Raw genomic sequence first — 24344 nt, forward strand, 5'->3', positions numbered from 1 at the left:
TCCTATTTAACCGTTGTTGAGTACAACATCATTGCTGCAACCACCGCAGCAATACAAATAATTACGTTTAAACCTACGTGCAAAGCGGCTTTAAATAGCTCGCCCTGACTGGCCAGGGCGACAACCTCAACAGAAAACGTTGAGAAGGTTGTAAAAGCGCCCAGTAAACCAACTCCTAAAAACAAGCGAGTGGATTCAGAAAGTGGTTGCTGCTGAGCATAAGCCAGTAGCAACCCCAGAAAAAATGAGCCTAATATGTTAACGGTCAGCGTAGCAAAAGGGAATGCCCGCAACCCAAATGATTGCATCGCAAGGCCAATAGCAAACCGACCTGAAGCGCCTACTGCTCCGCCGGCGGCAACGCAAAAGAAATGAACAAGCAAGTTATTCATCAGGCTCCCTCTGCCAATCAGACTTTGAGTCCATGTCCTGAAGCCAACGGAGTTTTTCTTGTAGTTTAACCTCTAAACCCCGTGGTTCCGGAAGATAAAACTGAGTACCGTCCAGTTTTGACGGTAAATAGCGTTCGCCCGGTACATAAGCATTTGGGTAGTTATGCGCGTACTGATAATCCGCCCCGTAACCCTGCTCTTTGTGGATCTTTGTTGGCGCGTTTCGTAAATGTTCCGGCACCGGCGCGTCGCTATGTTCTTTTGCCGTTCTCAGTGCGCTCTTAAAAGCGTTATATACTGCGTTACTTTTCGCTGCGCAGGCGCAGTAGATAGTCGCCTGAGCAATGGCTCGCTCACCTTCTGCCGGGCCCACTCTATGATAGGTGTCCCAGGCATTTAACGCCAACTGCAGCGCGCGAGGATCAGCATTACCAATGTCTTCAGACGCTATCGCCAATAAACGGCGGGCAATGACTAATGCATCCCCTCCACCGGTTAGCAAACGTGCATACCAATACAAAGCGCCATCCGGAGATGAGCCCCTGACCGATTTATGAAAGGCGGATAAAATATCGTAATAATGGTCACCCTGATGATCAAACGCCGTGGCTTTTTCACCAATGGCGGCGGTAATTAATTCTGGTGTAATAGGCTGGCTGCTGCTTTCGACAAAATCAGCAACCACCTCAAGGTAATTTAATAGCCGTCGCGCATCGCCACCGGATAAATCCAGTAATTTGGCTCTGGCTTCGCCTTCAAGCTGCAACTGACGCTGACCCAGACCGCGTTCCGAATCTGTTAAAGCGCGTTCTAAAGCCACTTCAAGATCATTCTTTGAGAGCGTTTGTAGGCGATAGACTCGTGCACGAGACAACAGTGCGTTGTTTAATTCAAACCCGGGATTTTCTGTGGTAGCGCCAATGAAAACAATGGTGCCATCCTCAATGTGGGGTAAAAATGCATCCTGTTGGCTTTTGTTAAAGCGGTGCACCTCGTCCACGAACAAAATAGTGCGGCGGCCTTGCTGTTGAGCCAGCAGTTTCGCTTCTTCTATCGCTTTTCTAATGTCTTTTACACCCGAGGTCACCGCACTTATTCGGCTGACCGTGGCCTCTGCCTGTGTGGCGATTATCTCGGCTAACGTGGTTTTACCGGTTCCCGGAGGCCCCCATAAAATCATTGAGTGCAAATGCCCTTGCTCTACCGCTACTCGCAGCGGTTTTCCGGGAGCGAGTAAATGTTGCTGTCCCACATACTCTTCAACACTTCTAGGCCGCATTCTTGCAGCTAGCGGTTGAAAGTCAGGCTGAAAATCGAGATCCAGGCTTGCCACAACGCTTAACTTTGGTCGTCAACATCAACGCCGGCAGGCACGTCAAAAACAAACTGCTCGTCGCTAATCGCCTTATTCAACGTCACATTTCTCAACATCAATTCAGTTCGTTCGCCCTGCGCCTGAATCATCGTTATCTCTGTTAACTTTTCATCGTTAAAGGCAAGCTCAAGTTGACTGCCATTGGTAGCATGTTCAACAAAATAGCGAGTGCCTTCTGCACGAACAGTGTAGTTTTCCCACTGTTTCCCATTGCTATCCAAAACCAGCAGCAGTGGGCTATCGTCAACCATATCTTGCTGCGCGTAGACGGTCACCTGTTCAACAAAAGGATTGTAGTACCAAACCTTATTGCCGTTAGCGACCATGACGCTCTCATCAGGCTGCCTGGTGTGCCAATAAAGGTTAGCTGGACGCTTAAGCTTTAACGTGCCGCTTAACGTTTGTAAAACTGCCCCTTGCTCATCTTTTACCTTTTGTTCAAATTCAGCAGATAAGCTTTGGGTTTGTTTTAGTAGTCGTTGGAGTTCCTGCTTATCGGACTCACTGCCAACAGCGAACACATTAAAAGAAATGGCCATAACAATGGCAAATACAACTGTTTTCATGAATTAATCCCTTGGTGCTCTTGGGGCCAGTACATCGCGCTGACCATTATTACCAGCACTACTTACGACACCGCTCATTTGCATTTGTTCGACAATACGAGCCGCTCGGTTATAACCAATACGAAACTTACGTTGGACACTGGACACTGAAACTCTCTGGGTTTCTGTGACAAAAGCCACCGCTTCGTCGTACAGCGGGTCAGATTCAGCATCATCTGACTCCTGTTGCTCCCCCGGTAAAAGCGCTTCTTCGCCCTGATCACCCGATAAGATTTCTTCTAAGTAATTGGGTCGTCCCCGCTTCTTCCAGTCTTTCACCACCGCGTGCACTTCATGATCATCAACAAAGGCACCATGTACACGAACTGGAGAGCCACTGCCGGGAGGCAAATACAGCATATCGCCCTGCCCTAATAGCTGGTCAGCGCCCGGTTGGTCAAGAATTGTTCGGGAGTCCACTTTAGACGACACTTGAAAAGCAATTCGGGTGGGGATGTTTGCTTTTATTAAGCCCGTAATGACATCCACTGACGGACGCTGGGTAGCCAAAATTAAATGAATACCAGCCGCTCGCGCTTTCTGGGCAATCCGGGCAATAAGCTCTTCCACTTTCTTTCCGACAATCATCATCATGTCGGCAAACTCATCAATCACCACAACGATGTTAGGCAGTTTTTCAAGCAGAGGGGGTAACTCATCCATAGAGTCACCAGGTTTCCAGATAGGATCGCGAAGCGGCTCTCCGGCTTCCTGCGCAGCCTTAACTTTCGCGTTATAGCCTTTCAGGTTTCGTACGCCCAGAGCCGACATCAGTTTATATCGGCGCTCCATTTCACCAACACACCAACGCAGCGCATTGGCTGCATCTTTCATGTCGGTTACCACTTCTGTCAATAAGTGTGGAATACCTTCGTAGACTGACAACTCAAGCATCTTAGGGTCGATCATTATAAGGCGAACGTCTTCTGGTGTACTCTTATAAAGCAAGCTCAGAATCATGACGTTAACGCCAACAGACTTTCCGGAACCCGTCGTACCGGCAACCAACAGATGAGGCATTTTCGCTAGATCGACGACGACCGGTGTGCCGGCAATGTTTTTACCCAGAATCATTGTTAGTGGAGAACCGCTATTAGTGAATTGATCACTATTAATAACCTCACTAAGCTGAACAATTTCACGATGTTTATTCGGTAACTCCAGACCAACGTATGATTTCCCCGGAATAACCTCAACCACACGAACAGCCACCGCAGATAAGGTACGGGCAATATCTTTTGCCAGATTGGAAATTTTAGATACCTTAACGCCCGGTGCTAAATCAAGCTCAAAACGCGTAATGACTGGCCCCGGCTGAACATGCGCCACACGCACATCAACCCCAAAGTCCTTAAGCACGGTTTCGACCGTACGGGATACCTGATCAAGTTCTTCCTGCGTTATTGGGTTTTCTTTTTTGTTTGGGCGGTCCAGAAGTTCTATCGAAGGCAGTGGCGGAAGTAACTCGCCTTCACTTGTGCTTTCTTCTTTTATTTCTTCTGCTTGAGCTGACTCACCGGCTGAGCTTGAAGTCGCAGATTCCTTTACCGCTTCTTTCTTCTTAGCAGCAGGTTTACTAAATCTGGAGACATCATTCTCGTCATCGTTATCAGCATCAACAGCGTTCATTGATGGCAAGCTCAATACAGGTTCTTGTTTGCTGCTACCAAATAAATCGCTGGTTAAGCTGGCAGGTTCTTTTTCACTGAGTCTGTCGTCTGAATCGTCTTCAAACGGTGGTTCGTCTGCCTCATTGTTTTCAGTCTCCGAACTTCCACGGCTTTGCCAAAGAATTTTAATTTTCTCCACCAACCAAAGAACACCTTCTATTACCCATTCGCCCAGCTTGTCTGCAACCTGCAACCAGCTTATGCCTGTCACTAAGGTAACCCCGGTGAAAAAGAAGGTCAGTAAAAGTAAGGTGGTGCCGACGAAGTTTAAATAGGGTAACAACGACGTTGCTATAACATCTCCGATAACACCGCCGGCGGAAAAATAAAAAATATCATCAAAGTTCATAGACGACAGTGCGGAAGCACCAATGAGCGCAAGCATCGCGCCTATCATCCTCAGGCTGACCGCCAAATAATCCATTTCTAACAGGTGATACGTTTTACGGAACAGCAGATAACCAAGGCCAACAAAGCCAAAAGGGATAAGGTAGGCAACAAAACCAAGGGAAAACAAGAGAACATCAGACACCCAAGCGCCTACAGCGCCGCCTGCATTATGTATGCTTCCTTCATAACCGGTCTGTGACCAACTGGGATCAGCAGGGTTAAAACTCACCAAGGACAAAAAAATGAAAATGGCTAGCGCACCACTTATTAGCAACCCTGCTTCTAAAACTCTCTGTACACCTGTCATTATCTTATTGCAGCGCCTTCGTTATGTAATTCGTTGAAAATATATCAGTGCATCAGTATCCGCATGATTGTATCGAATGTCAGCCCTAATGTTACCCCTTTACCAATACTTTATTTTCTTGTTTTACTTCTTCCATCACGACATACGTTCGAGATTCATCAACGCCGGGCATCATTAACAGGGTTTCGCCTAATAGTTTACGATAAGCCCGCATATCCGGAACGCGAGCTTTTATCAAAAAATCAAAATCACCCGCAACTAAATGGCATTCGAGGATTTCATCCGTTTTACGCGCAGCATCGCTAAATTCAGCAAAGGCATCGGCGGAGGTTCTCGTTAGCGTAATTTCCACAAAAACCATCAAGTTAGCGCCTAATTTAGCAGGATTAATCCTTGCGTGGTAACTTTCAATGACCTGCTCTCGCTCCAACTTGCGCACCCGTTCCAGACAAGCTGTCTGACTAAGGCCTACACGCCTTGCCAACTCCACATTTGACATGCGCCCATCATCCTGCAAAAGACGCAGGATCTTTCTGTCCGTCTTATCAATAGTGACTTCTGCTGGTTGCTCCGCATTAAACATAATAAATCTCTAAATAGTTAACTTTAAACAGTATATCACACCAAAAAATAACTTAAAAAAAGTAAGTCATGCACTATAGTTTGCGTCTATAATTTGCGCCAAATAATTTCCATTAAACACGAAAATTGTAAGAGGCAGACAATGCTAATTGGTGTACCAAAAGAGATTAAAAACCACGAATACCGTATCGGCTTAACTCCAGCGGCTGTGCGTGAATACGTGGAAAATGGCCACGATGTCATCATTGAGAATAACGGTGGTGCGGCAATAGGCTTTACTAATGAACAGTACATGGAAGCTGGCGCAACCATTATTGATACACCAGAAGAGATTTTCCAGCGTGCCGACATGATAGTAAAGGTGAAAGAACCTCAACCGAACGAGTGCAAAATGCTTCGTGAAGGTCAAATTCTTTATACTTTTCTTCATTTAGCGCCTGACCCAACTCAGACTGAGCTATTGGGTAAAGCTGGCTGTACTGCTATTGCTTACGAAACTGTCACCGATAACCGTAACGGTTTGCCCCTGTTGGCTCCTATGAGCGAAGTTGCCGGCCGTATGTCTATTCAGGCCGGTGCGCATTACCTCGAGAAAGCACACGGCGGTAGCGGTACTTTGCTAGGTGGTGTTCCGGGTGTAGCGCCGGGCAAAGTACTGATCATTGGCGGCGGTGTTGTTGGTACTAACGCAGCTAAAATGGCGATTGGTCTGGGCGCAGAAGTCACTATTCTGGATCGCTCTCTGCCTCGTTTGCGTGAACTGGATGATATTTTCGCTGGTCGTGTACAAACCGTTTATTCTACCGTTGATGCTATCGATAAATATTCTCGCGAAGCAGACTTAGTGGTTGGTGCGGTTCTTATTCCGGGTGCTGCTGCCCCCAAACTGCTGACGCGCGACAACATCGGCAACATGAAACCAGGTTCGGTCCTGGTCGACGTTGCTATTGATCAGGGCGGTTGCTTCGAAACATCAAAAGCAACAACACATCAGGACCCTGTTTACATCATTGACGATGTTGTTCATTACTGCGTTGCCAACATGCCGGGCGGCGTTGCACGCACCTCGACTATCGCGCTGAATAATGCGACCTTGCCATACGGTATTGCGTTAGCAAATAAGGGCGTAAAAGCCATGTTAGAAAACGAACACCTGCTGCGTGGTCTGAACATGCACAAAGGCAAAATTACTTATAAAGCAATTCATGATGACTTAGGCCAACAACTGGGTCTGGATTATCAAGAGCCGCGCGAAGCGCTGCAAAGCTAGAGTAAAACGCCCCCCTACTTTAAAGCCCGTGAACAAAAGTTTGCGGGCTTTTTTTATTGCACTATAGGACGATGGCTATTGGTATTGAGCAAGGTGAATTATTGAAAAAAAGCCTCCCACTCTGTAAGCTGTTACTTCTTTTTAACGATACCTTATGACTATGATAAAAATAATAATAAAGATTGTCGCTATTTCTCTTCTCTTTTCAGGCTTTACGTCAACAAGCTCCGCAGTCGATAACACGACTGATGTAAAGCAATTCGCGCATTTACCAATGGTTCAACAGCCTAGTGTCTCTCCTGACGGCAAACATATTGCCGTAATGGTAAGCAACGGCGACACTTATGATGTCGCTGTAACGCCTTTCGGTAAACAAGATTTAATCACAGTGGCCACTCTCAAAGAAGGTGAAGCTCGAATCGAATGGATTGAGTGGATCAACAACGAACGACTGCTAATTTCATCTAGTTTCGTTGAAAATATTGCGGGGAAAAATTTTAAAATTGGTCGCTTATACGCGGTAAACCGCGATGGCAGCAATTTCATCGAAATAAAGCGTCGGGCGCAGAAGGATGATTCTCTGGCTCGTTTTCGCGATAACGATAATGTATTGAGTTATCTGGATGATGATCCTCGTCACATTATCTTACAAGGTTATAACCAACGGGAAAGCTACCCCGTTCCCTACAAGGTTAATGTTTACGATAATACATTCGAAAAGCTACTAGTTAACCGTTACGAAGTGTCGTCCTGGTATACTGACAGTAAAGGTCAAGTTGTATTGGGGTTAGCCTATGACGACAGAAACCCACTGTTACGAACCTTTTGGTATTTAGAGAAGAATTCTAGTGAGTGGAAGAAGCTTAAATCTTTCGAAGTAACCAAAGAAGCTTACTTCAATCCTGTAGGATTTGATTCTGAACGGCAACTGGCTTACGTCTTGTCTGCCCACAAAATCGGCAGAGTGTCGCTTTATACCTTTAATATAAAAACTGGCAAGTACGTCGATCTCATCTACACGAATCCTAAGTATGATGTAAATTCCATAATTGAAAAAGATGACGAAATTATTGGCGTTACTTACTTCGACGATTATTTAAAAAAGCATTATTTCGATGAAGTTGATAATAAACAAAGCCAGTTGATCAGTAATACATTTAAACAACTAGAAACCTATATCGTTTCACGCAGTAAAAGCAAACAGAAACTACTTGTTTATGGAGTAAAAGATAATATCCCCGGACGGTATTTTTTAATTGATCTTGAGAAGGGTAAAGCCACTCCGTGGTATAGCGAGTATCCTTATTTAGAAGGTAAAGGGCTGGCTAAAAAGGAGAATTTTAGCATTCAAACTGAAGATGGCTTAACCATTCATGGCTACCTCACGAGACCTCTAAATAGCAGCGGTAAGGTTCCGTTGATTGTTTTTCCTCATGGCGGCCCAAGTAGTCGAGACTATAAATATTTTGATTACGCGGTGCAGTTTTTTGCGAGCCAAGGCTATGCGGTATTGCAACCTAACTTTCGGGGTTCATCCGGTTATGGTACGGCTTTTGAAGCCTCAGGGTATGGCCAGTGGGGCCTAAAAATGCAGGACGATGTTATGGCTGCAGTCGATTGGGCTGTTGCTCAACCAGGTATCGATGGTAATAAAATGTGCGCTGTTGGTGCAAGCTACGGTGGTTACGTTGCACTTACTGCAGCCTTTAAAACGCCCGAACGCTTTCGTTGCTTTGTTAGTATCGCTGGCGTTAGTGATTTAAACAGTTTGGTAGAGAACGATAGTCCTTTTGATATTCTTAGCGCCCTACGCTCTAGAATGATCGGAAACTATAATAATCCTGCTGACGCGAAACGCATGCGTGAAAACTCGATTATTCATCATGTGCAAAACGTTAAACGTCCTATATTATTGATTCACGGAAATATCGATACACGGGTTAATATTGCACAATCAGAGGATCTCTACGATGCACTTAAAAAGGCCGGAAAACCAGTCGAGTTCATAACTCTCGATTATGGTTCTCACTTTTTAGATCGTGAGCCAAGCCGGCTTAAGGCTTTTAGTACAATACAGAAATTTTTGGATGAAAGCCTGTAATAGAGAATCGAAAATAGGAAATGGGTTACGGGCCCGTGAACAAAAGTTTGCGGGCTTTTTTTATTTCAGTTCTTGTCGCTCAAGCTTGTAAACCCTACAATCAATCCCCATAGCTAAAGAACAAACAATCAAAAATCGAATTAACGGAGTTTTCCTAATGGCTGAAGCCAAGCACTGCAAATTACTTATTCTGGGTTCAGGCCCCGCTGGCTATACTGCTGCAGTTTATGCCGCACGCGCTAATTTAGACCCGGTTATGGTCACCGGTATGCAACAAGGTGGTCAGTTAACAACTACCACAGATGTCGAAAACTGGCCTGGAGATGCAGAAGGCTTAACTGGCCCGGATCTTATGGTACGTATGCAAAAGCACGCGGAACGTTTTGACACTGAAATTGTGTTTGATCATATCAGCAGCGTGGACTTCTCTAAGCGCCCTTTCCAGTTCAAAGGTGACGTTGGTGAGTACACTGCTGACTCTGTCATTATCAGTACTGGCGCATCTGCTAAATACCTAGGCTTAGACTCCGAAGAAGCCTTCATGGGCAAAGGCGTTTCAGCTTGTGCAACTTGTGACGGCTTTTTCTATAAGAAACAAAAAGTCTGCGTTGTTGGCGGTGGTAACACCGCGGTTGAAGAAGCGCTTTATCTTTCTAATATTGCCAGCGAAGTCCACGTTATTCATCGTCGCGACACTTTCCGTGCCGAGAAGATCCTGGTTGATCGCCTGAATGAAAAAGAACAGAACGGCAATATTACCTTTCACCTGAACAAAACCTTAGATGAGGTTCTTGGTGATGACTCTGGCGTTACAGGTGTTCGTATCAAAGACACAAAAAACGGCAGCACCGAAGAGCTAGAAGTGGCTGGCTGCTTTATTGCTATCGGTCATCAGCCTAACACCGGCATTTTTGACGGCAAACTCGACATGCAGGACGGCTACATTCAAGTCCAAAGTGGGCTGCAGGGCAATGCGACAGCAACCAGCGTCCCAGGTGTATTCGCTGCGGGTGATGTAATGGATCATGTCTATCGCCAGGCCGTTACGTCAGCAGGAACAGGTTGTATGGCTGCGCTAGACGCCGAGCGTTACTTAGACGCTTTGACTAAGTCGTAGTTTCGCGAACTGTGATTGTTCAGCTCGACTCGACATCGATAAGTTTTCCACCAACAGCAACCGCATTACATGAGCCAAACGGCTTACTCGCTGTTGGGGGGGATTTATCGCCGGGTCGACTGATACACGCATACCAGCAAGGCATATTTCCCTGGTTTTCAGAAGAAGATCCTATTTTATGGTGGTCTCCAAATCCCCGAGCCGTATTCTTTCCCGATAAACTACATATCAGTCGTTCTTTGGCTAAAACAAACAAAAAGCCGAATTGGCAGGTCACCATAAACAATCACTTTGCTGAAGTCGTTCACGCCTGCGCCAACCAACGTGTTGATAACGAAGGTACCTGGATTACGGAGGAGATGATTGAGGCGTACTGCAAGCTCCATAAGCTAGGTCATGCGCACTCGGTCGAGGTTTGGTTCGATAACAAACTAGTTGGCGGTTTATATGGGGTTTCTGTTGGTCGGGCGTTTTGTGGTGAAAGCATGTTTCACCAAAAGACGGATGCATCCAAAGTTGCCTTACTGCGTTTTGCCAAACACTTTGAGCTAAATGGTGGGCAATTAATTGATTGCCAGGTGGGTAACCCACATTTGTTTTCACTCGGAGCTATAAATCTCCAGCGGGAACGCTTTTTAATGAAGCTCAATATTGCGCAGCAACAACCAATGCCCGATACTTTTTGGCAGCCCCACGAGATTATTAGTTCTGGAGAATTGTAGTGCAATTTGGAGTGACGAAAGAAAGTCCGTGTCATTATTTAACCGCTCAAGATGAACGACTGGTTGTCGCCCTGCCGAATGAACTCGAATGCCTCAACCCGAGTGCCTACCAGCAATTAATGCAATACGGTTTCCGTCGCAGTCACAACGATGTCTACCGTCCCCATTGCAGAATTTGCAGCGCCTGCCAGTCATTGCGTGTTGTTGTACCTGAGTTTCGTTTTAGCAAAAATCAGAAAAGAATAATAAAAAAGAACAATGACTTAGAGCTAAAAATTAAAGAAGCACCAGAAGTTGAATACAGTGAGCTGTTTTCGAAGTTTATTGAGGAAAGGCACCCGGATGGTGAAATGTACCCTCCTGATCCGGACAAGTTCTGGAGCTGGGTATCATGTGACTGGTTAAAACCAGAGCTACTGGAATGGCGCGATGCCAACAATGAATTAATCATGGTGTCAGTTGTGGATCGCACTGCAGACGCTATGTCAGCCGTTTATACTTTCTTTCATCCTCAACAGGAAAAGCGTTCACCCGGCACCTACGCTATACTTGAAATGATCAGGCTAGCCCAACAGCGGCAGGTTTCGCGACTCTACTTAGGTTATCAAATTGATGACTGTAAAAAGATGAATTATAAGGTTCGATTTGCGCCATATGAACGACTGGTTGGCAATCATTGGAAAAAAGAGCTAAAATCGCACACACTTAAAGCTCAAAACAAATATTAGAGGATTTTAATGGCGAAAGAAGACAGTATTGAGATGCAGGGAACGGTTCTCGACACCCTTCCTAACACTATGTTCCGAGTAGAATTGGAAAATGGCCACGTGGTTACTGCCCATATTTCAGGCAAAATGCGTAAGCACTATATTCGCATCCTGACTGGCGATACCGTGACTGTGCAGTTAACTCCTTACGACCTGACAAAAGGCCGCATCGTCTTCCGCGCACGTTAATCCGCACTGAGGATTAAAAAAACCGGCTCATTTCGCAATGGCCGGTTTTTTCATTTTTGGAGACTACCTATTTAGCCTTCGACGGTTTCATTCTTACTATCGTACTCGAATTGCAATCCATCGTTATCATCAGCGCTCACTTTGACGCTGCCTCCACGGGCTAATTTTCCGAATAGAATTTCATTCGCTAAGGTTTTCTTCAGGTGTTCCTGAATGACCCGACTCATTGGACGAGCTCCCATTTCCTTGTCATACCCTTTTTGGGCAATCCAGGCATGGGCTGATGGGTCGACTTCAAGCGAGACCCCCTTCTTATCTAGCTGAGCCTGCAGCTCGCAAACAAACTTATCAACGACCTGCTCAAGCACTTCTGGTGTCAGATGATTAAACCAGACAATTCCGTCTAAGCGATTACGAAACTCGGGCGTGAAAATGTTATTGATTTCAGCCATTGCATCGAAGCTGTGGTCCTGCTGTTTAAAGCCAATCGATTTTCGTACCGTTTCACGTACGCCAGCATTGGTTGTCATCACTATAATCACGTTTCGGAAATCGGCCTTACGTCCATTATTATCGGTTAAGGTACCGTTATCCATAACCTGCAACAGAATATTGAAAACATCGCTATGCGCTTTTTCAAGTTCATCCAGCAACAACACACAATGAGGTTGTTTAATAACCGCATCGGTTAATAGGCCCCCCTGCTCATAGCCAACGTAACCCGGAGGTGCACCTATTAAACGGCTGACCGCATGGCGCTCCATGTACTCCGACATATCAAAGCGTACCAGCTCAATACCCATGGCTTTAGCCAGCTGCTGCGTTACTTCAGTTTTACCCACACCGGTTGGGCCAGCAAAAATGAAAGAACCGATTGGTTGATTTTCATTAGCCAGACCGGAACGTGACAGGCGAATAGCAGCTGTCAGTTTATCAATAGCCTCATCCTGGCCAAACACTACCATTTTCAGGTTACGGTCAAGCTGTTTCAGTAGGTCCTGGTCGGTTCGTGAAACCGACTGTTCCGGTATCCGGGCTATTTTCGCAATAATGGTTTCAATATCCGATACTCCCACCGTCTTACGACGCTTAGAAGGCGGTAATAAACGTTGCGAAGCTCCGGCTTCATCCATCACATCAATGGCTTTGTCCGGCAAATGACGTTCGTTAATGTATTTAGCCGATAACTCCGCAGCTGCTTTAATTGCAGGCTGCGTATAACGAATACCATGGTGGCTCTCGTAACGTTCCTTTAGCCCCATCAATATCTTAGTCGTGTCTTCAACAGAAGGCTCAACCACGTCCACTTTCTGGAAACGACGAACCAGTGCCCGGTCTTTCTCAAAGACATTTTTAAATTCATTGTAAGTGGTTGAGCCAATGCATTTTAACTGACCGCTTGAAAGCAAAGGTTTGATCAAATTAGACGCATCTAAAACACCGCCACTGGCTGCACCAGCACCGATAATCGTATGAATTTCATCAATAAAGAGAATAGCGTGGTCTTTTTCCTGTAACTCTTTCAACAGCATTTTAAAGCGTTTCTCAAAGTCACCCCGATACTTTGTACCAGCCAGAAGATCGCCCATATCGAGAGAGTAAATAGTGGCATCCGCCAAAATCTCAGGAACTTCACCTTTAACAATTCGATACGCTAAGCCTTCAGCGATGGCTGTCTTACCAACGCCGGCTTCACCCACTAGCAATGGGTTGTTTTTTCGACGACGACAAAGAATCTGAGCACAGCGCTCGAGCTCATAATCACGACCTATCAAGGGGTCAATTTTACCCTCTTTCGCCTGCACATTAAGGTTCGCACAGAAGCGCTGCAAGTAACTTTGCTGCTCTTCATTGGATTTAACATGCTCTTCCTCTGCCATTTCTTCGTCAATCGGCTCATCATCAATGCGGGAAATGCCATGCGAAATGAAGTTAACGATGTCCAGCCGAGTAATATCATTCTTACTCAACAAATAAACCGCTTGCGATTCCTGTTCACTAAAAATAGCGACAAGAACATTAGCACCGGTTACCTCAGCATTACCTGATGACTGCACATGAAATACCGCACGCTGTAATACGCGTTGAAAACCCAAGGTTGGTTGAGTATCAGGGCTTTCCTCATCGGGACCAAATAACGGCGTACTGCGGTCAATATAACTGAGCAGCTCTTCTTTTAACTGTTGAAAGTTTGCCCCGCAGGCACGAAGCGCTTCTGATGCATCTGGGTTATCCAGAAGTGCAACCAACAAGTGCTCAACTGTCATCAGTTCATGATTACGTTCGCGCGCTAGCCGAAACGCATCGTTTAGCGTTAATTCAAGGGCTTTATTCAACATAGACCACTCCTTACCAGACAACCCGGCTTAATCTTGTTCCATAGTACACAATAATGGATGCTGATTTTCCCGAGCGTATTGGTTTACCTGTACGACTTTTGTTTCGGCGATTTCCGCAGAATAGACACCGCAAACGGCCTTCCCTTTATAATGCACCTGTAACATGGTGTCCGTGGCGCGCTCCTGATCCATCTTAAAAAATCTCATCAATACTTCAATCACAAAATCCATGGGGGTGTAATCATCATTATTGATAATTACTTTATACATGGATGGTGGCTTGAGCTCCTGCTTTTCCTCTGTATCACTAAGGTGCTGGTGGTCAAACTGACTCATTTATTAACAACCTGTCAAAATAATAGTTTTAAATTTACCCGAAAACACAAAAAAACAACCAAAATATTAACAATCTAGATTATTTTTTAAACTTTAGGGCTTGACTAATCACGCACGTCACCTAGAGTTAAACATGGTGCTAAATCGGCGATTTTTCAAGCCACGCACCTAATAATAATAAACTATCTGTTGCAGAAGAAGGATGTAGAAGTATGGCTACCGGAAAAGTCAAATGGTTCAATAATTCGAAAGGCTTCGGCTTTATCGAAAGCGAGGACCGCGAAGGTGATATTTTCGCTCACTATTCAACCATTGAAATGGAAGGCTATCGCACACTTAAAGCGGGTCAACCTGTAGAGTTTGAACTCGAAGAAGGGCCCAAAGGTTTGCACGCCAACAACATTGTTCCCGGTCCTGCCGATAAATAATACCGGCTTCACCAAACAATTTAAGTACTTTTAAAACGCCGGGTCATCCGGCGTTTTAATTATCCTTACTGCATCTTCTAGCTATCTATACCAAAATAACGTCGTAATTGATCACGTAAATTCGGTGGCGTCCCATTTATTGTCAAGGTATCGGTGGCTGCATCGTAATGTACTCTTTCACCTAAGGCTGTGTGGTCAAAACCAACACTGACACCGCCTCCCTGCCCCTGAAACTTTACCAATTTCCGTAATGTCGACTTATCCGCCGGAAAGTCATCCACCAATTCACGTGAATTCTGTTCAGCAAAATCTTTAGAGAAGCTCTCAAAACTCTTTTCGGTAGGGTATTGCTCTGCAAACTGTTCCGAAAGATCTTTTATTTTTACTGTGTCGCCCTGCTTCCACTGGTCATCACAGTATTCATAAGCCGCTTTACTCAGAGCCTGCCGCTGCTCTGTCTCCAACTCCGAGTGTTTAGCATACTCCTGCACTGAATCAACCAACTGCTGCGTATTAGCCTTGGAGTTCAGACGCTCTGTGCATCCTAAAAAGTCGAGGAAAAAATCGGACACTTTGCGTCCCGCTCGTCCTTTTATAAAGGAAATATAGCGCTCACTTTCGGGTGATGTTTTCCATTCAGTTAAATCGATACGAGCCGCCAGCTGTACTTTAGTAATGTCCAATTGAGACGACCGATCAACCGCTAAATCGGGGTTAATGGTGACCCCTTCCTTTACCGGCAAAAAGCACACTAACAAATACTCAGTACTTATATGCTGATAGCGCGTCACCAGTAAAAAACCGGCTTCGAGCAGATTATAGTTCTGTAGTTGCTCTAGCAGCAATTTCGCTGACTGTTGGCTGAATTCGACAAAATCTAACTGCTTATCGTACCAAGCTGACAAATGCTCTGGAAAAGGACCAGGCTCACCGTCCTCGCCTTCCTTTAGAAAACTCGCATAACCTTTAGCGGGCTTACTGGTGTAGACATCTGTGAGTTCAACCAATAAATCATGCAGCTGGTCATCCTCAGCTAACTCAGACGGCGCTAGCCGCAAACCAACTTGCCCATCATTTTGATAAAACTGATGAATGATACTTTCTTCTATCCGCAATTGCATAACGGGGACTATCCTTGCTGTTTTGCTGTGTTACTATATCGGCATTGTAACACGGGACAGACAGACGATGGGAAAGTACCAACGTAGGGATAAAATAGCCCGACTAATAAGCTGGGGACATTGGTTTACCTTTGCCAATATTATTCTCTGCTTGTTTATTGGCCTTTTATATATTGAAGCGGCCCCGAAATCACCAACAGCTATCGGCAATCTTTATATGCTGGTTAGCTGGATTGGTCACTTCGCATTTCTGCCTTTCGTGTTTTTTATTATTTTAATATTTCCGTTTTGTCTAGTGGTCCCTTATTCCAAGATACTTCGCGGTTTTGCCGCCTTGGTGACCTCCTTTGGCCTTATCGCATTGATTGCAGATGCCATTTTCTTCCGCCAGTACGGATACCACCTGAATACTTACTCTTTGGCTCAAATGACACGTGACGCTGAAGCAGTCTTCACCGGCGCTAGTTTTGTTATTATTTCCGCCATTCTTTTTGGATTTTTACTGATTGTCGGTATTCAGCTTCTATTAGCAAACCTGGCCTGGAAACGACTTGATGAGCTGCAGCGCCGGAAAATCGGGGCCCCTGTAACCGCTCTTTTCGTCTTGTGCTTTTTTATAAGTCATAGTGTTCACGTTTGGGCCGATGCCGTCCTCTATGATCCTATTACTCAGCAGGACGATATGTTTCCTTTGTCATACCCTGCAACAGCCAAGACCCTAATGGCTAAACATGGGGTTATCGACGTTGAAAGCTATCAAGCCAGACAGCAGATGTTAATGGCGACGGATCAAATAAAACTTAACTACCCTCAGCAACCTCTGCTGTGCTCGAAAACCGACTTTCAACAATCAACAACGCTCATTCTATTTGAACGTGCCAGCGCAGAAATTCAGAACAAGTTAGAGCAATTGACCGCAGAAAGTCAGCTGGAACGGGCTAATATTCAACTACTGGCTCACCCGAGTCGCGAGGGTGGCTTGTTTCAAGTGCTGTATGGTCTTCCGGACTTTTATCAGGAATCTATTGAACGACAACAACTGAAACCTGCGTACCTCAAACCACTTAATGATTTCAATTTTGATGTGAACTGGTATCACAGCAGGGGCTGGAACGATGCATTAAGGCTGTCTCAATTTGACAGTAACTGGAGCAGTCAGGAGCTGGAGAACTTCAACGCACTTAAGCAGAACCAGATTAATGTTGTTTTAATAGCAGAAGGTGACCTTCCTGCTTTAGATGACGTGCTTAAACACACCAGAGGGCACCAGCTGTTAATAACCTCCTTATCACCCGAACGAAATGACGAACTGCTAGGCAATAAACAGTTTGCTCTTAAAAATATGCAAGTGCCTCTTTGGGAGCGAAACTATGAACTGGCGAATCAGCCTATTGCAGGCCTTATGGATATTATGCCGACCATACTGGAAAGCCGTATTTCATGTGCCGGATCCCATAAAAATTATACCAATGGCGAAAGTTTACAGACCCCTAATCGGCGCTGGCCTTTGGTTGAAACCTACAGCCCGTACATTGTGATCTACGACGAGAAAGAAATTACCATCTTGGACAACAGCGGCCAATTTAGCGTGTATAACAGCAATGATTTCGAGCTTAAAAAGCAAGCCGAACCACCTGTTCCGGTGCTTATCGATGCATTGAAAGATTTAAAACGTTTCAGTAAAACCGGTGAAAATAGGTAATTGTCGAAAATAGCAGCAGTTGAATGCCTTAAATGGTGTTGAGGCTTGCTAATTTAAGGTAATCCAGTAACATAGCAATCCTCGGTCGGCGTGTAGCGCAGCCTGGTAGCGCACTGTCATGGGGTGTCAGGGGTCGGAGGTTCAAATCCTCTCACGCCGACCAATTCTTCTTAGTTTAATCTCTTTTATATCAAAACCTTACAAACTCTCTTTTAAAGTTCCATGTTTCACTAATATTGTCTCTCAGAGTGAAATGTTGCTCTCGTGTCGCGTTTTAAAAGTTACTTCAGATTAGAATTTATCGTGTATAAAGTTACTTGGATGTGCTTCCCCTGTATTGTCACTAAGATTCTCTACTAGCTCTTAAATTGAAAGGGTTATAGACTGATTCGTTGCTAATTATGAAAGTATTATTGGGTATTAATCCCCTCCCCCCACTATAAGGCAACTGGATTTGGCTTTTTCTCAGAACTACATATTTTAGAATTTTTAAGGTAAGGTATTTTAGTCTAAGAGACTGAGAGGATTTTATGGAACTTGACTTTACTTTGTTTGAAATTGGTTACGGTGCCTTCTTTATTGCTGTTGGTATTCTGTGTATCGGGTTAACCTTGTTATGGTTTCTCGCTGCAAAGCTTGACAGAAAAGAAGCGGATAAAAGTTAACCCTGTTGGCTGGCCAAGCATTTGCTCGACACCCCATCGTCTTCTCAAACACAACTACTTTAAGTTTTAACATTAGATATTTGTCTAATTCTATAGTAACCAGATTTCATCACAATGAGCTCAATATCACAAACCTTATGAGCCTTTGTTGACGGGTTACAAATCAAATGCCAAACCCAAATGTTAGACTTTTTTAGACCTAGGTTCCTTAATGTTTGATTCGTCAATCCAGAAGCCTCAGAAACATTTTTTAATCGTACCTTATGAACAGGAATACCTTGCGTTTGAATGCTAGATATAGCTTCAACAACCTTATGCATTGATTCTTTTCTGATTTTCTTTGATACATACCGAGCATGTTCCGCTCTATTCCTTTTACTTGGTTTTCTCTTTTTTACTAAGTGCCCAGCAGGTACACCTGTACCTTTAGTGAAGTTCTTAATGAACTCCCCTGAGCTTGCCTGATAGCGCTTCATCATAACCGTAGACATGTAGTTTAAAAGCGTTCCCGGTGGTAGCTTAATTGAACTTCTATTGATCTTAATAATAACCTCCTTAATTAAGTTACGTGGGCATGTAAGCTGTCTTAAGCAAACAACAACCGAGTAAGCAACTAGATCTCGAAAACCAACTTTTACTTTCGTTCCTTTCAGAAGAATAGGAATCACAAAGTTCGCATATTTCAAGCACCATTTCTGATGGTTACTTAAGCTCTCAGGAACATGAAAATAGTTTCGGCAGAAGTCCTCAGACGAAATTAGCGAAGGTTTGAAGTTCTTGTTGTAAGCTCTAGGTACGGTCTTTTGCGTATCTTTTATACCTAACTGCGCTATCAAGCTCCCAAGGGTTCTTCTCTCTCTTCTTCTACTATTACGATATGCCTTGCATGCTGTGTGATATTTAATGTTTATCGTCCCAGGAAGACGCATCACTCCTCTGGGGCTTTTATTAGCTTTCTCATCGACAAACAGCTCTCTATCAATACATAGAGCGGTAAATAGACTATTAAGTCGCTCTTTTAACATAAACCAAAGTTTTACATTTTTGGAAGTTGCCTCTTCTGTTTTGAAAAGCCAGTAAAAATGTAATCCTCCAGAGCCAGACTCCACAACCAAATCTGGCTCAGGTAAGCTTTCATCTTCACCTAAAGCAGTATAGAGAGAGTTGTGTATGCGAGCGGTCTCAATTAACGAGAGTCTCTTTTCCAACTCTTTGTCTCGAACATCGAGGTCAACCCAAACGCAACATACCTCAGATAACCTCGCAATCCTTGAAATAGGAGCTTTGCAAAAACCATTAGGTGTAAAGAAAACTTCTTCGCCTAAAAAATCATCATCTTCTTCAGATAGATTTCCATAAACTGCTTCACGGAATGATTTTTTAGTCAAAGACCTAATATTTTTCGAGTTCACCGAACCAAACAAGGTGGTATTTTTAACTCTAAAGCTTAACTCTTCCTCTACATGCTTCTCTAATTTATCAGCATATAAACTTCTCACATCCCTATGAGCAGAGGTCTCAAAACCAACCACCGAGCCGAAAAAGTCCGGCAGTGTTACTTCTGAAAAAACACTGTTAGTTCTCATGTCAGCTTGTTCTTAGCTACAAAATCTCTAAGGTCATCAAGCAGGAAGTAAACCTTAGAACTTCCAGGTATTTTCTTAACCGGGGGCAATACCTTATCAGCTTCTTCAATACGACCAGCCTCTAAGTGCATTTCCCTAGTCTTTTGCCAACGTCTTAGAGTTTTTCGGCTTATATTAAAGTATTTCTCACACACGTCTTTTGCGCTTATTAACTGCATTGAAGCTTTAGTATTACTCATAACTGTCTCCTATCGAATTTCAACGTCATCTAAATGATTTAAAAAGTTATTAATATCTTGAACGCTAAATCTTACTGTCCCTCCTCCGTATAAATAGATCGGTGATGGGCAACATCTCTTGGCGTCAGATTTATTCCCGCTGCGATATAGCCTGTTGTAATCCCTCATCATTCGCTCTACTGATGAAACCGAGGTACTAAACATTTCAGCTAACTGAGTTTTTTTAAGTAATGTAATGTCTTTCATAGTTTTCTCCCTTAATGGACGGATATATCTTATCCAGAAGATCTATGCCCTCCAAAAATCGGAGAAATTTTTGGTGTGGGTTTTTTTGAGGAGTTTTTTAGAGGAACAAAAAGGACTTTTTAGTTAGCATCGTCCCTACTTTTTGGGTAGGGACGATGCGTAGCATATTCGTGAAAGCCGCTTCAACAGCGGGTTTCACGAAAAGTAATTAAGGGGATGAGCAAGTGATCAGAGAGGTTTATAGTTCTTGGTGACACTTTTTTGATGTCATAGGTTAAAGCTACGAGTAAGGAAAACTCGATAAAATTATGATGAAAATTGGGAAGAAGCCTAAATATTTATAAAATATGCGGACATGTCCGCATAACGTAAAATCTTGATTCTAAACTTCCACTAAACTTACCGAAGAACTGATAGCCCTAATACCTAAAGTCTAATAAAACTGGATTAGCAACTGTCACATCGATACTCCCTGCTCTATTTATTCTATTGGCGAATGAGCATTTCCAGACAATGTAAGTTCAACCTCACCGTCCTCAGACATGTGATAAACGTATATTGGTCCAACTTCATCATCCTCAACTGCATCAGTAGTCGGAGAGTCGTCAACAACAATTGACTCAAAAACTCTCATTAAAGAAGCAAAAGGAGGGCTCTTTATAGGGCTCTCTTTTTTTATTCTATTGGAGAGTGAGCAGTGCTTGATGGTTGAAGCTCTACTTCTCCGTCATCAGACATGTGATAAACATAATTTGGCGTTACTTCTTCTTCAGGCTCTTTAGTTTCTGGTGAATCACCAAAAAAAAGATCAAATAAAAAACCAAACAAAAAGTCTAATACGATTTTCATTTTTCTTCCCCATTTGCGGACATGTCCGCATATTTTTATATTTTCAGCCTACTTCGCAACCGTGTCGTTATTCAAGCCAAGCAATCTGATAAACGGTATTATCAATATAATCAAAAAGCTAATTAGTCCCATACTACCGCCTGACGTGTCGCCTCCTGTCGACTCCGCGACAACGACATTCACGGTGGCACTTTCTCCTGTCGAAAGCTCAACAGAGAAACTTCCTGTATTATCACTAGTCAGGTTAATACTTATTTGTTTGTTCGTTTCGCCTGCTTCAAAACTTACGGTCTGGTTTAGTTCTTCAAAGTCAGTTCCAGCTACTAGCGAACCATTTACTGACGTAGCGGTAACTGAAGTGCTTCCTTCTGTGTCGCCTGAGCGGTTAATAGCCACTCTTGCAGTACTTCCGGCATTTGCCTCCGTGGATGACAGCGAATACTCAACTTGTGGTGTTTCATTGTCAGTGATTGTTACTTGTGCTTGATCAAGGATTTGCTCTTCGTCTTCAACGGTTATTTTGAAAGCTCTCTCTCCAGTAAACTCTTCATCATCTTGGGTCTGAATTGTTAATGATTTTTCTGTTTCACCATCTCCAAAACCAAACGCTGATTCACCTTTTCAAAGTCATAAGCAGTCGCTGAGTTACTATCTGCATAATCAGAGCTCACATTAACAACAAACTCTCCGTCACTGCCATTAATTCGAGATATAGCAACCGTCGCAATCTCTCCTTCCACAACGGATACGCTCTCTGACAGTTGGAACTCACCAGGATTGCCGGAGTAATCATCATCAATAGATAATGACGCATCACCACCTGAAACATTGGCTTTATATGGATATACAAGCGACAAGCTTAAGTTTTCAGTACCTTCATTTTTTGCGTCGCTAACAAGTCCTAGATCAACTGTAGCCTCTGACTTGCCCGCTTCAAATAACACTCGTTTATGTACTTCTTTTAAGTCATAAACAGTTGATGCAGTATCACTATCTGCAACTAATAAAACAGACGAACTTTCACTTAAATCTCCAGTTCTCGTTAGTACTATTTCAGCAACCTCCTGATTTTCCCCAAACGTGTAGGAAGGTTCTTTAAAAGAAACGGCTCCAAGAGACGCAGGGCGTTCACGGCGCTCGCTCGCTGAAACCTTAGTCTGCAAAATGGCCTGAACGTTATCTGCTACGCCACCTTCGCCACATATAGATCCATCTTGGCTAGAGCTGGACGATGAGAAACTAAGACGCTTGTCTGAAAGACCAAGGGTTATTTGTGACCACATAACTGTTTTTTTCTGATCACACTCAAAAGCTTGAGCAAAATCAAAACGCGATGAAGAACGATTAGCGCCTTCTTCATGATTAGCCTCAAGATTATGGCCCAGCTCATGAGCTAAAGTTACCGGAACAACTTCAGTAGAGGGGGATAATATTATTTCATCCGCTATTGAAGATATCTCGCCCCCTTGCGAGGCCGCTCCTAACTTAACTTCACGAGTAGGGTCACGGTAATCGGTAACATACAGACCAATATCTCCACCGAATTCTGTGTACGCCAAGTATTCCGGGTAATTATCCTGATAATTGCCATTTTCATCATAATACCCATCGGGATTCAGTAAACGAGAACTAAATATAGAATTTGAACTCTTAACAACTACATTACCATCATCATCGGTTTCTTCTTGATAAGGCTGATCATCCGGTATGCCAGTAACCGCTCTAAGCTCTATAACTTCAAAATGAACTCCGGCCTTTGAGTTACTGTATATCTCATTGACGTCTGACACCAAACTGTTAACACGCTCGTAGAGAGCTTCAAAACCACCCAAACGACTCTTATAGATAGGCTGGTAAAAAACAACAAGGTCTATTGTTACAGTATCACTAGACGCAGCAGCCATTACCACGGGCTGCTCTTCTGGAGTTGGGTCAAAAACGTCTTGAGCGTTTGCTATTAAGGGGAGCAATAAAGCGGAGGTTAAAACTGTTTTCTTAAACATCAGGCATCCTTTCCAATAAAATCAGGGGCTAACTTACCAAAATCAGCAACTAACTTTCAATTTAACAAAAGGCTATATTCTTCTTGATATTTTAGCCATGCGGACATGTCCGCATTAAAAAGGTTGATGCTCCTAAAGCAATAAGCTAAGTTAATAGCATAATCACAAAAGACGCTCGGGCTGTCGCAATTACCAAAAGGAGAAGCAAATACTAAAAAACGCCCGAACCTTCCAAATAATATCGTTAAGATATTTCGGCTAGCTAGCCGCTTGAGTAATTACCCCTGTTTATCTTAGATAGCTTTAAAGGTGCGCCTTTACTGCGGGGTTTAAAACTCACCTACTACTGACATTACTCAATATTCGGGCTTTTCTTTCTTTTTTATTTAGGAGCCCATATGAGCAAACTTGGATATACACTGAATCAACTAATAAAAAAGCAGCGAGGCGGATCGTTCGCTACTCGTTCAGCTTCAAAGAGAATTCTAAACTTAGTAGCTAAAGAGCTTATTGAAAAAGGGTACAAGATCAAAAGCCCTGATCAGCTCAAACCAAAGCACATCGAGTACTTGGTGACTAAGTGGCGTCAAAATGAACTTTCAGCAGCCACTATAAAAAACAGAATGGCTGAGCTTCGCTGGCTCAGTGCACAAATAGGTAAACCCAATATTGTCCATCGCACCAATGACGCATACTCAATAAGTCGTAGGGTCTTTGTTGGGACGAATAAGGCGCACAACCTGGACATGTCCAGGCTTCAAAGTATTCAGGATATACCAACAAGATACTCCTTACTGCTCCAATCACACTTTGGACTTCGAAAAGCTGAATGCATCCACTTTAATGCGGCATACGCTGATAAAGAGGATCACATTTATCTAAAGAGCACATGGACTAAAGGAGGCAAAGCCCGTTCTATTCCTATAAAAACTCAAGGGCAGCGAGATTTGCTCAACGAAATTAAGGCAAAGTTCGGCTCTAAGTCGCTAATAGCTAACAACCGTAACTTTAAAGAGCAAATGAAAGTTTATGAGTACGAAACATGTCGTGTAGGTTTAAATAAAAATCATGGATTACGACACCATTACGCTCAAAATCGATTTAAAGGCATTAGCGGCTACAGTTGCCCCCACCAAGGTGGAAAATCCAGAAAAGAGATGTCAAAAGAGGAGAAAGAAGTCGATAACAACTTTCGCAGGCAATTAAGCAGAGAGCTAGGACATGAGCGAATACAGATTACTGCTATGTATATTGGATCTTAATAAACGGGTTATATAGACGTTTCAAAAGATTTAGAACTAAAAGTCGACAGTTTCTTAAAATTGATAGCTCCTTGCACAAAC

The 24344-nt window shown here is 43.8% G+C and carries 24 protein-coding genes, 1 tRNA gene and 1 pseudogene; 11 read left to right on the forward strand and 15 right to left on the reverse strand.

All coding sequences use genetic code 11. The features are described from left to right. Nucleotides 1-2: 2 nt before the first annotated feature. From crcB to lrp, 5 genes are all read right to left on the reverse strand, one after another. The gene (gene crcB / locus RBK99_RS02130; protein WP_317502993.1) at nt 3-392 is read right to left on the reverse strand and encodes a fluoride efflux transporter CrcB; all 390 of its coding nucleotides are present in this window, start codon (nt 390-392) and stop codon (nt 3-5) included. Then, complete coding sequence (locus RBK99_RS02135) at nt 385-1725, reverse strand: replication-associated recombination protein A (protein ID WP_317502994.1); 1341 nt, start codon at nt 1723-1725, stop codon at nt 385-387. The genes crcB and RBK99_RS02135 overlap by 8 nt, the downstream gene beginning before the upstream one ends. 5 nt (nt 1726-1730) lie before the next feature. Continuing rightward, nucleotides 1731-2333, reverse strand: a complete 603-nt coding sequence (gene lolA / locus RBK99_RS02140; RefSeq protein ID WP_317502995.1) for an outer membrane lipoprotein periplasmic chaperone LolA — start codon at nt 2331-2333, stop codon at nt 1731-1733. A gap of 3 nt (nt 2334-2336) precedes the next feature. Next, nucleotides 2337-4739 (reverse strand): DNA translocase FtsK, encoded by a 2403-nt coding sequence (locus RBK99_RS02145; protein ID WP_317502996.1) that lies wholly within the window; start codon nt 4737-4739, stop codon nt 2337-2339. A gap of 91 nt (nt 4740-4830) precedes the next feature. Next, nucleotides 4831-5322 (reverse strand): leucine-responsive transcriptional regulator Lrp, encoded by a 492-nt coding sequence (gene lrp, locus RBK99_RS02150; RefSeq protein WP_491015850.1) that lies wholly within the window; start codon nt 5320-5322, stop codon nt 4831-4833. 141 nt (nt 5323-5463) lie between these two features. Between lrp and ald the strand changes: the two genes are divergently transcribed. The 6 genes from ald (at nt 5464) to infA (ending at nt 11487) form a co-directional block, all read left to right on the forward strand. Beyond that, nucleotides 5464-6591: an alanine dehydrogenase gene (ald, locus tag RBK99_RS02155; RefSeq protein WP_317502997.1), complete on the forward strand. Its 1128-nt coding sequence runs from the start codon at nt 5464-5466 to the stop codon at nt 6589-6591. A 154-nt stretch (nt 6592-6745) separates the two neighbouring features. After that, on the forward strand, nt 6746-8692 hold the full coding sequence (locus tag RBK99_RS02160; RefSeq protein ID WP_317502998.1) for an alpha/beta hydrolase family protein: 1947 nt from the start codon (nt 6746-6748) through the stop codon (nt 8690-8692). A gap of 157 nt (nt 8693-8849) precedes the next feature. Continuing rightward, nucleotides 8850-9809, forward strand: a complete 960-nt coding sequence (trxB, locus tag RBK99_RS02165; RefSeq protein ID WP_317502999.1) for a thioredoxin-disulfide reductase — start codon at nt 8850-8852, stop codon at nt 9807-9809. An 11-nt stretch (nt 9810-9820) separates the two neighbouring features. Continuing rightward, nucleotides 9821-10531, forward strand: coding sequence for a leucyl/phenylalanyl-tRNA--protein transferase (aat, locus tag RBK99_RS02170; protein WP_317503000.1), 711 nt, complete (start codon nt 9821-9823; stop codon nt 10529-10531). Beyond that, nucleotides 10531-11259 carry an arginyltransferase gene (locus RBK99_RS02175; RefSeq protein WP_317503001.1) on the forward strand — a complete coding sequence of 243 codons (729 nt, stop codon included), beginning with the start codon at nt 10531-10533 and terminating at the stop codon, nt 11257-11259. The genes aat and RBK99_RS02175 overlap by 1 nt, the downstream gene beginning before the upstream one ends. A gap of 9 nt (nt 11260-11268) precedes the next feature. Next, nucleotides 11269-11487, forward strand: a complete 219-nt coding sequence (gene infA / locus RBK99_RS02180; protein WP_008489926.1) for a translation initiation factor IF-1 — start codon at nt 11269-11271, stop codon at nt 11485-11487. Nucleotides 11488-11558: 71 nt separating this feature from the next. Here the strand turns inward: infA and clpA are convergent, their stop codons facing one another. After that, nucleotides 11559-13826 carry an ATP-dependent Clp protease ATP-binding subunit ClpA gene (clpA, locus tag RBK99_RS02185; protein WP_317503002.1) on the reverse strand — a complete coding sequence of 756 codons (2268 nt, stop codon included), beginning with the start codon at nt 13824-13826 and terminating at the stop codon, nt 11559-11561. Nucleotides 13827-13853: 27 nt separating this feature from the next. After that, on the reverse strand, nt 13854-14162 hold the full coding sequence (gene clpS / locus RBK99_RS02190) for an ATP-dependent Clp protease adapter ClpS (protein ID WP_317503003.1): 309 nt from the start codon (nt 14160-14162) through the stop codon (nt 13854-13856). A gap of 212 nt (nt 14163-14374) precedes the next feature. Here clpS and cspD point away from each other — a divergent pair, with 212 nt between their 5' ends. Beyond that, entirely contained in the window at nt 14375-14590 is a 216-nt protein-coding gene (cspD, locus tag RBK99_RS02195) for a cold shock domain-containing protein CspD (RefSeq protein ID WP_054487879.1), read from the forward strand. A 77-nt stretch (nt 14591-14667) separates the two neighbouring features. Here cspD and yejK read toward each other — a convergent pair whose 3' ends face one another. After that, on the reverse strand, nt 14668-15711 hold the full coding sequence (gene yejK / locus RBK99_RS02200; protein WP_317503004.1) for a nucleoid-associated protein YejK: 1044 nt from the start codon (nt 15709-15711) through the stop codon (nt 14668-14670). A 67-nt stretch (nt 15712-15778) separates the two neighbouring features. On the opposite strand from yejK, the gene RBK99_RS02205 reads away from it, so the two are divergent. The 3 genes from RBK99_RS02205 to RBK99_RS02215 all read left to right on the forward strand — a co-directional run bounded on the left by RBK99_RS02205 (nt 15779) and on the right by RBK99_RS02215 (nt 18078). After that, nucleotides 15779-17413 (forward strand): DUF3413 domain-containing protein, encoded by a 1635-nt coding sequence (locus RBK99_RS02205; RefSeq protein WP_317503005.1) that lies wholly within the window; start codon nt 15779-15781, stop codon nt 17411-17413. 86 nt (nt 17414-17499) lie between these two features. After that, a tRNA-Pro gene (locus RBK99_RS02210) sits at nt 17500-17576 on the forward strand. Between the two features lie 367 nt (nt 17577-17943). Further along, nucleotides 17944-18078 (forward strand): hypothetical protein, encoded by a 135-nt coding sequence (locus RBK99_RS02215; RefSeq protein ID WP_317503006.1) that lies wholly within the window; start codon nt 17944-17946, stop codon nt 18076-18078. A 59-nt stretch (nt 18079-18137) separates the two neighbouring features. On the opposite strand, the gene RBK99_RS02220 is transcribed toward RBK99_RS02215, so the two are convergent. The 7 genes and pseudogenes from RBK99_RS02220 to RBK99_RS02245 all read right to left on the reverse strand — a co-directional run bounded on the left by RBK99_RS02220 (nt 18138) and on the right by RBK99_RS02245 (nt 23001). Further along, nucleotides 18138-19664 carry a hypothetical protein gene (locus RBK99_RS02220; protein ID WP_317503007.1) on the reverse strand — a complete coding sequence of 509 codons (1527 nt, stop codon included), beginning with the start codon at nt 19662-19664 and terminating at the stop codon, nt 18138-18140. Further along, nucleotides 19661-19903: a helix-turn-helix transcriptional regulator gene (locus RBK99_RS02225; protein WP_317503008.1), complete on the reverse strand. Its 243-nt coding sequence runs from the start codon at nt 19901-19903 to the stop codon at nt 19661-19663. The genes RBK99_RS02220 and RBK99_RS02225 overlap by 4 nt, the downstream gene beginning before the upstream one ends. Nucleotides 19904-19912: 9 nt before the next feature. Next, nucleotides 19913-20149, reverse strand: coding sequence for a hypothetical protein (locus RBK99_RS02230; RefSeq protein ID WP_317503009.1), 237 nt, complete (start codon nt 20147-20149; stop codon nt 19913-19915). A 675-nt stretch (nt 20150-20824) separates the two neighbouring features. Continuing rightward, complete coding sequence (locus RBK99_RS02235; protein ID WP_317503010.1) at nt 20825-20998, reverse strand: hypothetical protein; 174 nt, start codon at nt 20996-20998, stop codon at nt 20825-20827. Between the two features lie 48 nt (nt 20999-21046). Further along, entirely contained in the window at nt 21047-21394 is a 348-nt protein-coding gene (locus tag RBK99_RS02240; protein ID WP_411161961.1) for a Calx-beta domain-containing protein, read from the reverse strand. Between the two features lie 123 nt (nt 21395-21517). Then, nucleotides 21518-21565 (reverse strand): annotated as a pseudogene (locus RBK99_RS13515) (hypothetical protein); the annotation flags it as partial. Nucleotides 21566-21567: 2 nt separating this feature from the next. Beyond that, nucleotides 21568-23001, reverse strand: coding sequence for a Calx-beta domain-containing protein (locus tag RBK99_RS02245; protein ID WP_317503011.1), 1434 nt, complete (start codon nt 22999-23001; stop codon nt 21568-21570). Nucleotides 23002-23399: 398 nt separating this feature from the next. Between RBK99_RS02245 and RBK99_RS02250 the strand changes: the two genes are divergently transcribed. Further along, a complete protein-coding gene (locus tag RBK99_RS02250) occupies nt 23400-24263 on the forward strand; it encodes a phage integrase N-terminal domain-containing protein (RefSeq protein ID WP_317503012.1) in 864 nt (287 codons plus the stop codon). Nucleotides 24264-24344: the final 81 nt, after the last annotated feature.

The sequence above is a fragment of the Idiomarina solivarensis genome, assembly GCF_033052755.1.
GTDB lineage: Bacteria > Pseudomonadota > Gammaproteobacteria > Enterobacterales > Alteromonadaceae > Idiomarina.

Excerpts from the sequence above, each read along its gene's own strand:
- RBK99_RS02230 (WP_317503009.1), bottom strand. The coding sequence starts at position 20,149 with ATGAAAGACATTACATTACTTAAAAAAACTCAGTTAGCTGAAATGTTT.
- RBK99_RS02205 (WP_317503005.1), top strand. The coding sequence starts at position 15,779 with ATGGGAAAGTACCAACGTAGGGATAAAATAGCCCGACTAATAAGCTGG.
- ald (WP_317502997.1), top strand. The coding sequence starts at position 5,464 with ATGCTAATTGGTGTACCAAAAGAGATTAAAAACCACGAATACCGTATC.
- crcB (WP_317502993.1), bottom strand. The coding sequence starts at position 392 with ATGAATAACTTGCTTGTTCATTTCTTTTGCGTTGCCGCCGGCGGAGCA.
- lolA (WP_317502995.1), bottom strand. The coding sequence starts at position 2,333 with ATGAAAACAGTTGTATTTGCCATTGTTATGGCCATTTCTTTTAATGTG.
- RBK99_RS02145 (WP_317502996.1), bottom strand. The coding sequence starts at position 4,739 with ATGACAGGTGTACAGAGAGTTTTAGAAGCAGGGTTGCTAATAAGTGGT.
- RBK99_RS02215 (WP_317503006.1), top strand. The coding sequence starts at position 17,944 with ATGGAACTTGACTTTACTTTGTTTGAAATTGGTTACGGTGCCTTCTTT.
- yejK (WP_317503004.1), bottom strand. The coding sequence starts at position 15,711 with ATGCAATTGCGGATAGAAGAAAGTATCATTCATCAGTTTTATCAAAAT.
- infA (WP_008489926.1), top strand. The coding sequence starts at position 11,269 with ATGGCGAAAGAAGACAGTATTGAGATGCAGGGAACGGTTCTCGACACC.
- RBK99_RS02250 (WP_317503012.1), top strand. The coding sequence starts at position 23,400 with ATGAGCAAACTTGGATATACACTGAATCAACTAATAAAAAAGCAGCGA.
- clpS (WP_317503003.1), bottom strand. The coding sequence starts at position 14,162 with ATGAGTCAGTTTGACCACCAGCACCTTAGTGATACAGAGGAAAAGCAG.
- trxB (WP_317502999.1), top strand. The coding sequence starts at position 8,850 with ATGGCTGAAGCCAAGCACTGCAAATTACTTATTCTGGGTTCAGGCCCC.
- cspD (WP_054487879.1), top strand. The coding sequence starts at position 14,375 with ATGGCTACCGGAAAAGTCAAATGGTTCAATAATTCGAAAGGCTTCGGC.
- RBK99_RS02220 (WP_317503007.1), bottom strand. The coding sequence starts at position 19,664 with ATGAGAACTAACAGTGTTTTTTCAGAAGTAACACTGCCGGACTTTTTC.
- RBK99_RS02225 (WP_317503008.1), bottom strand. The coding sequence starts at position 19,903 with ATGAGTAATACTAAAGCTTCAATGCAGTTAATAAGCGCAAAAGACGTG.
- RBK99_RS02235 (WP_317503010.1), bottom strand. The coding sequence starts at position 20,998 with ATGAAAATCGTATTAGACTTTTTGTTTGGTTTTTTATTTGATCTTTTT.
- lrp (WP_491015850.1), bottom strand. The coding sequence starts at position 5,322 with ATGTTTAATGCGGAGCAACCAGCAGAAGTCACTATTGATAAGACGGAC.
- clpA (WP_317503002.1), bottom strand. The coding sequence starts at position 13,826 with ATGTTGAATAAAGCCCTTGAATTAACGCTAAACGATGCGTTTCGGCTA.
- RBK99_RS02245 (WP_317503011.1), bottom strand. The coding sequence starts at position 23,001 with ATGTTTAAGAAAACAGTTTTAACCTCCGCTTTATTGCTCCCCTTAATA.
- RBK99_RS02160 (WP_317502998.1), top strand. The coding sequence starts at position 6,746 with ATGACTATGATAAAAATAATAATAAAGATTGTCGCTATTTCTCTTCTC.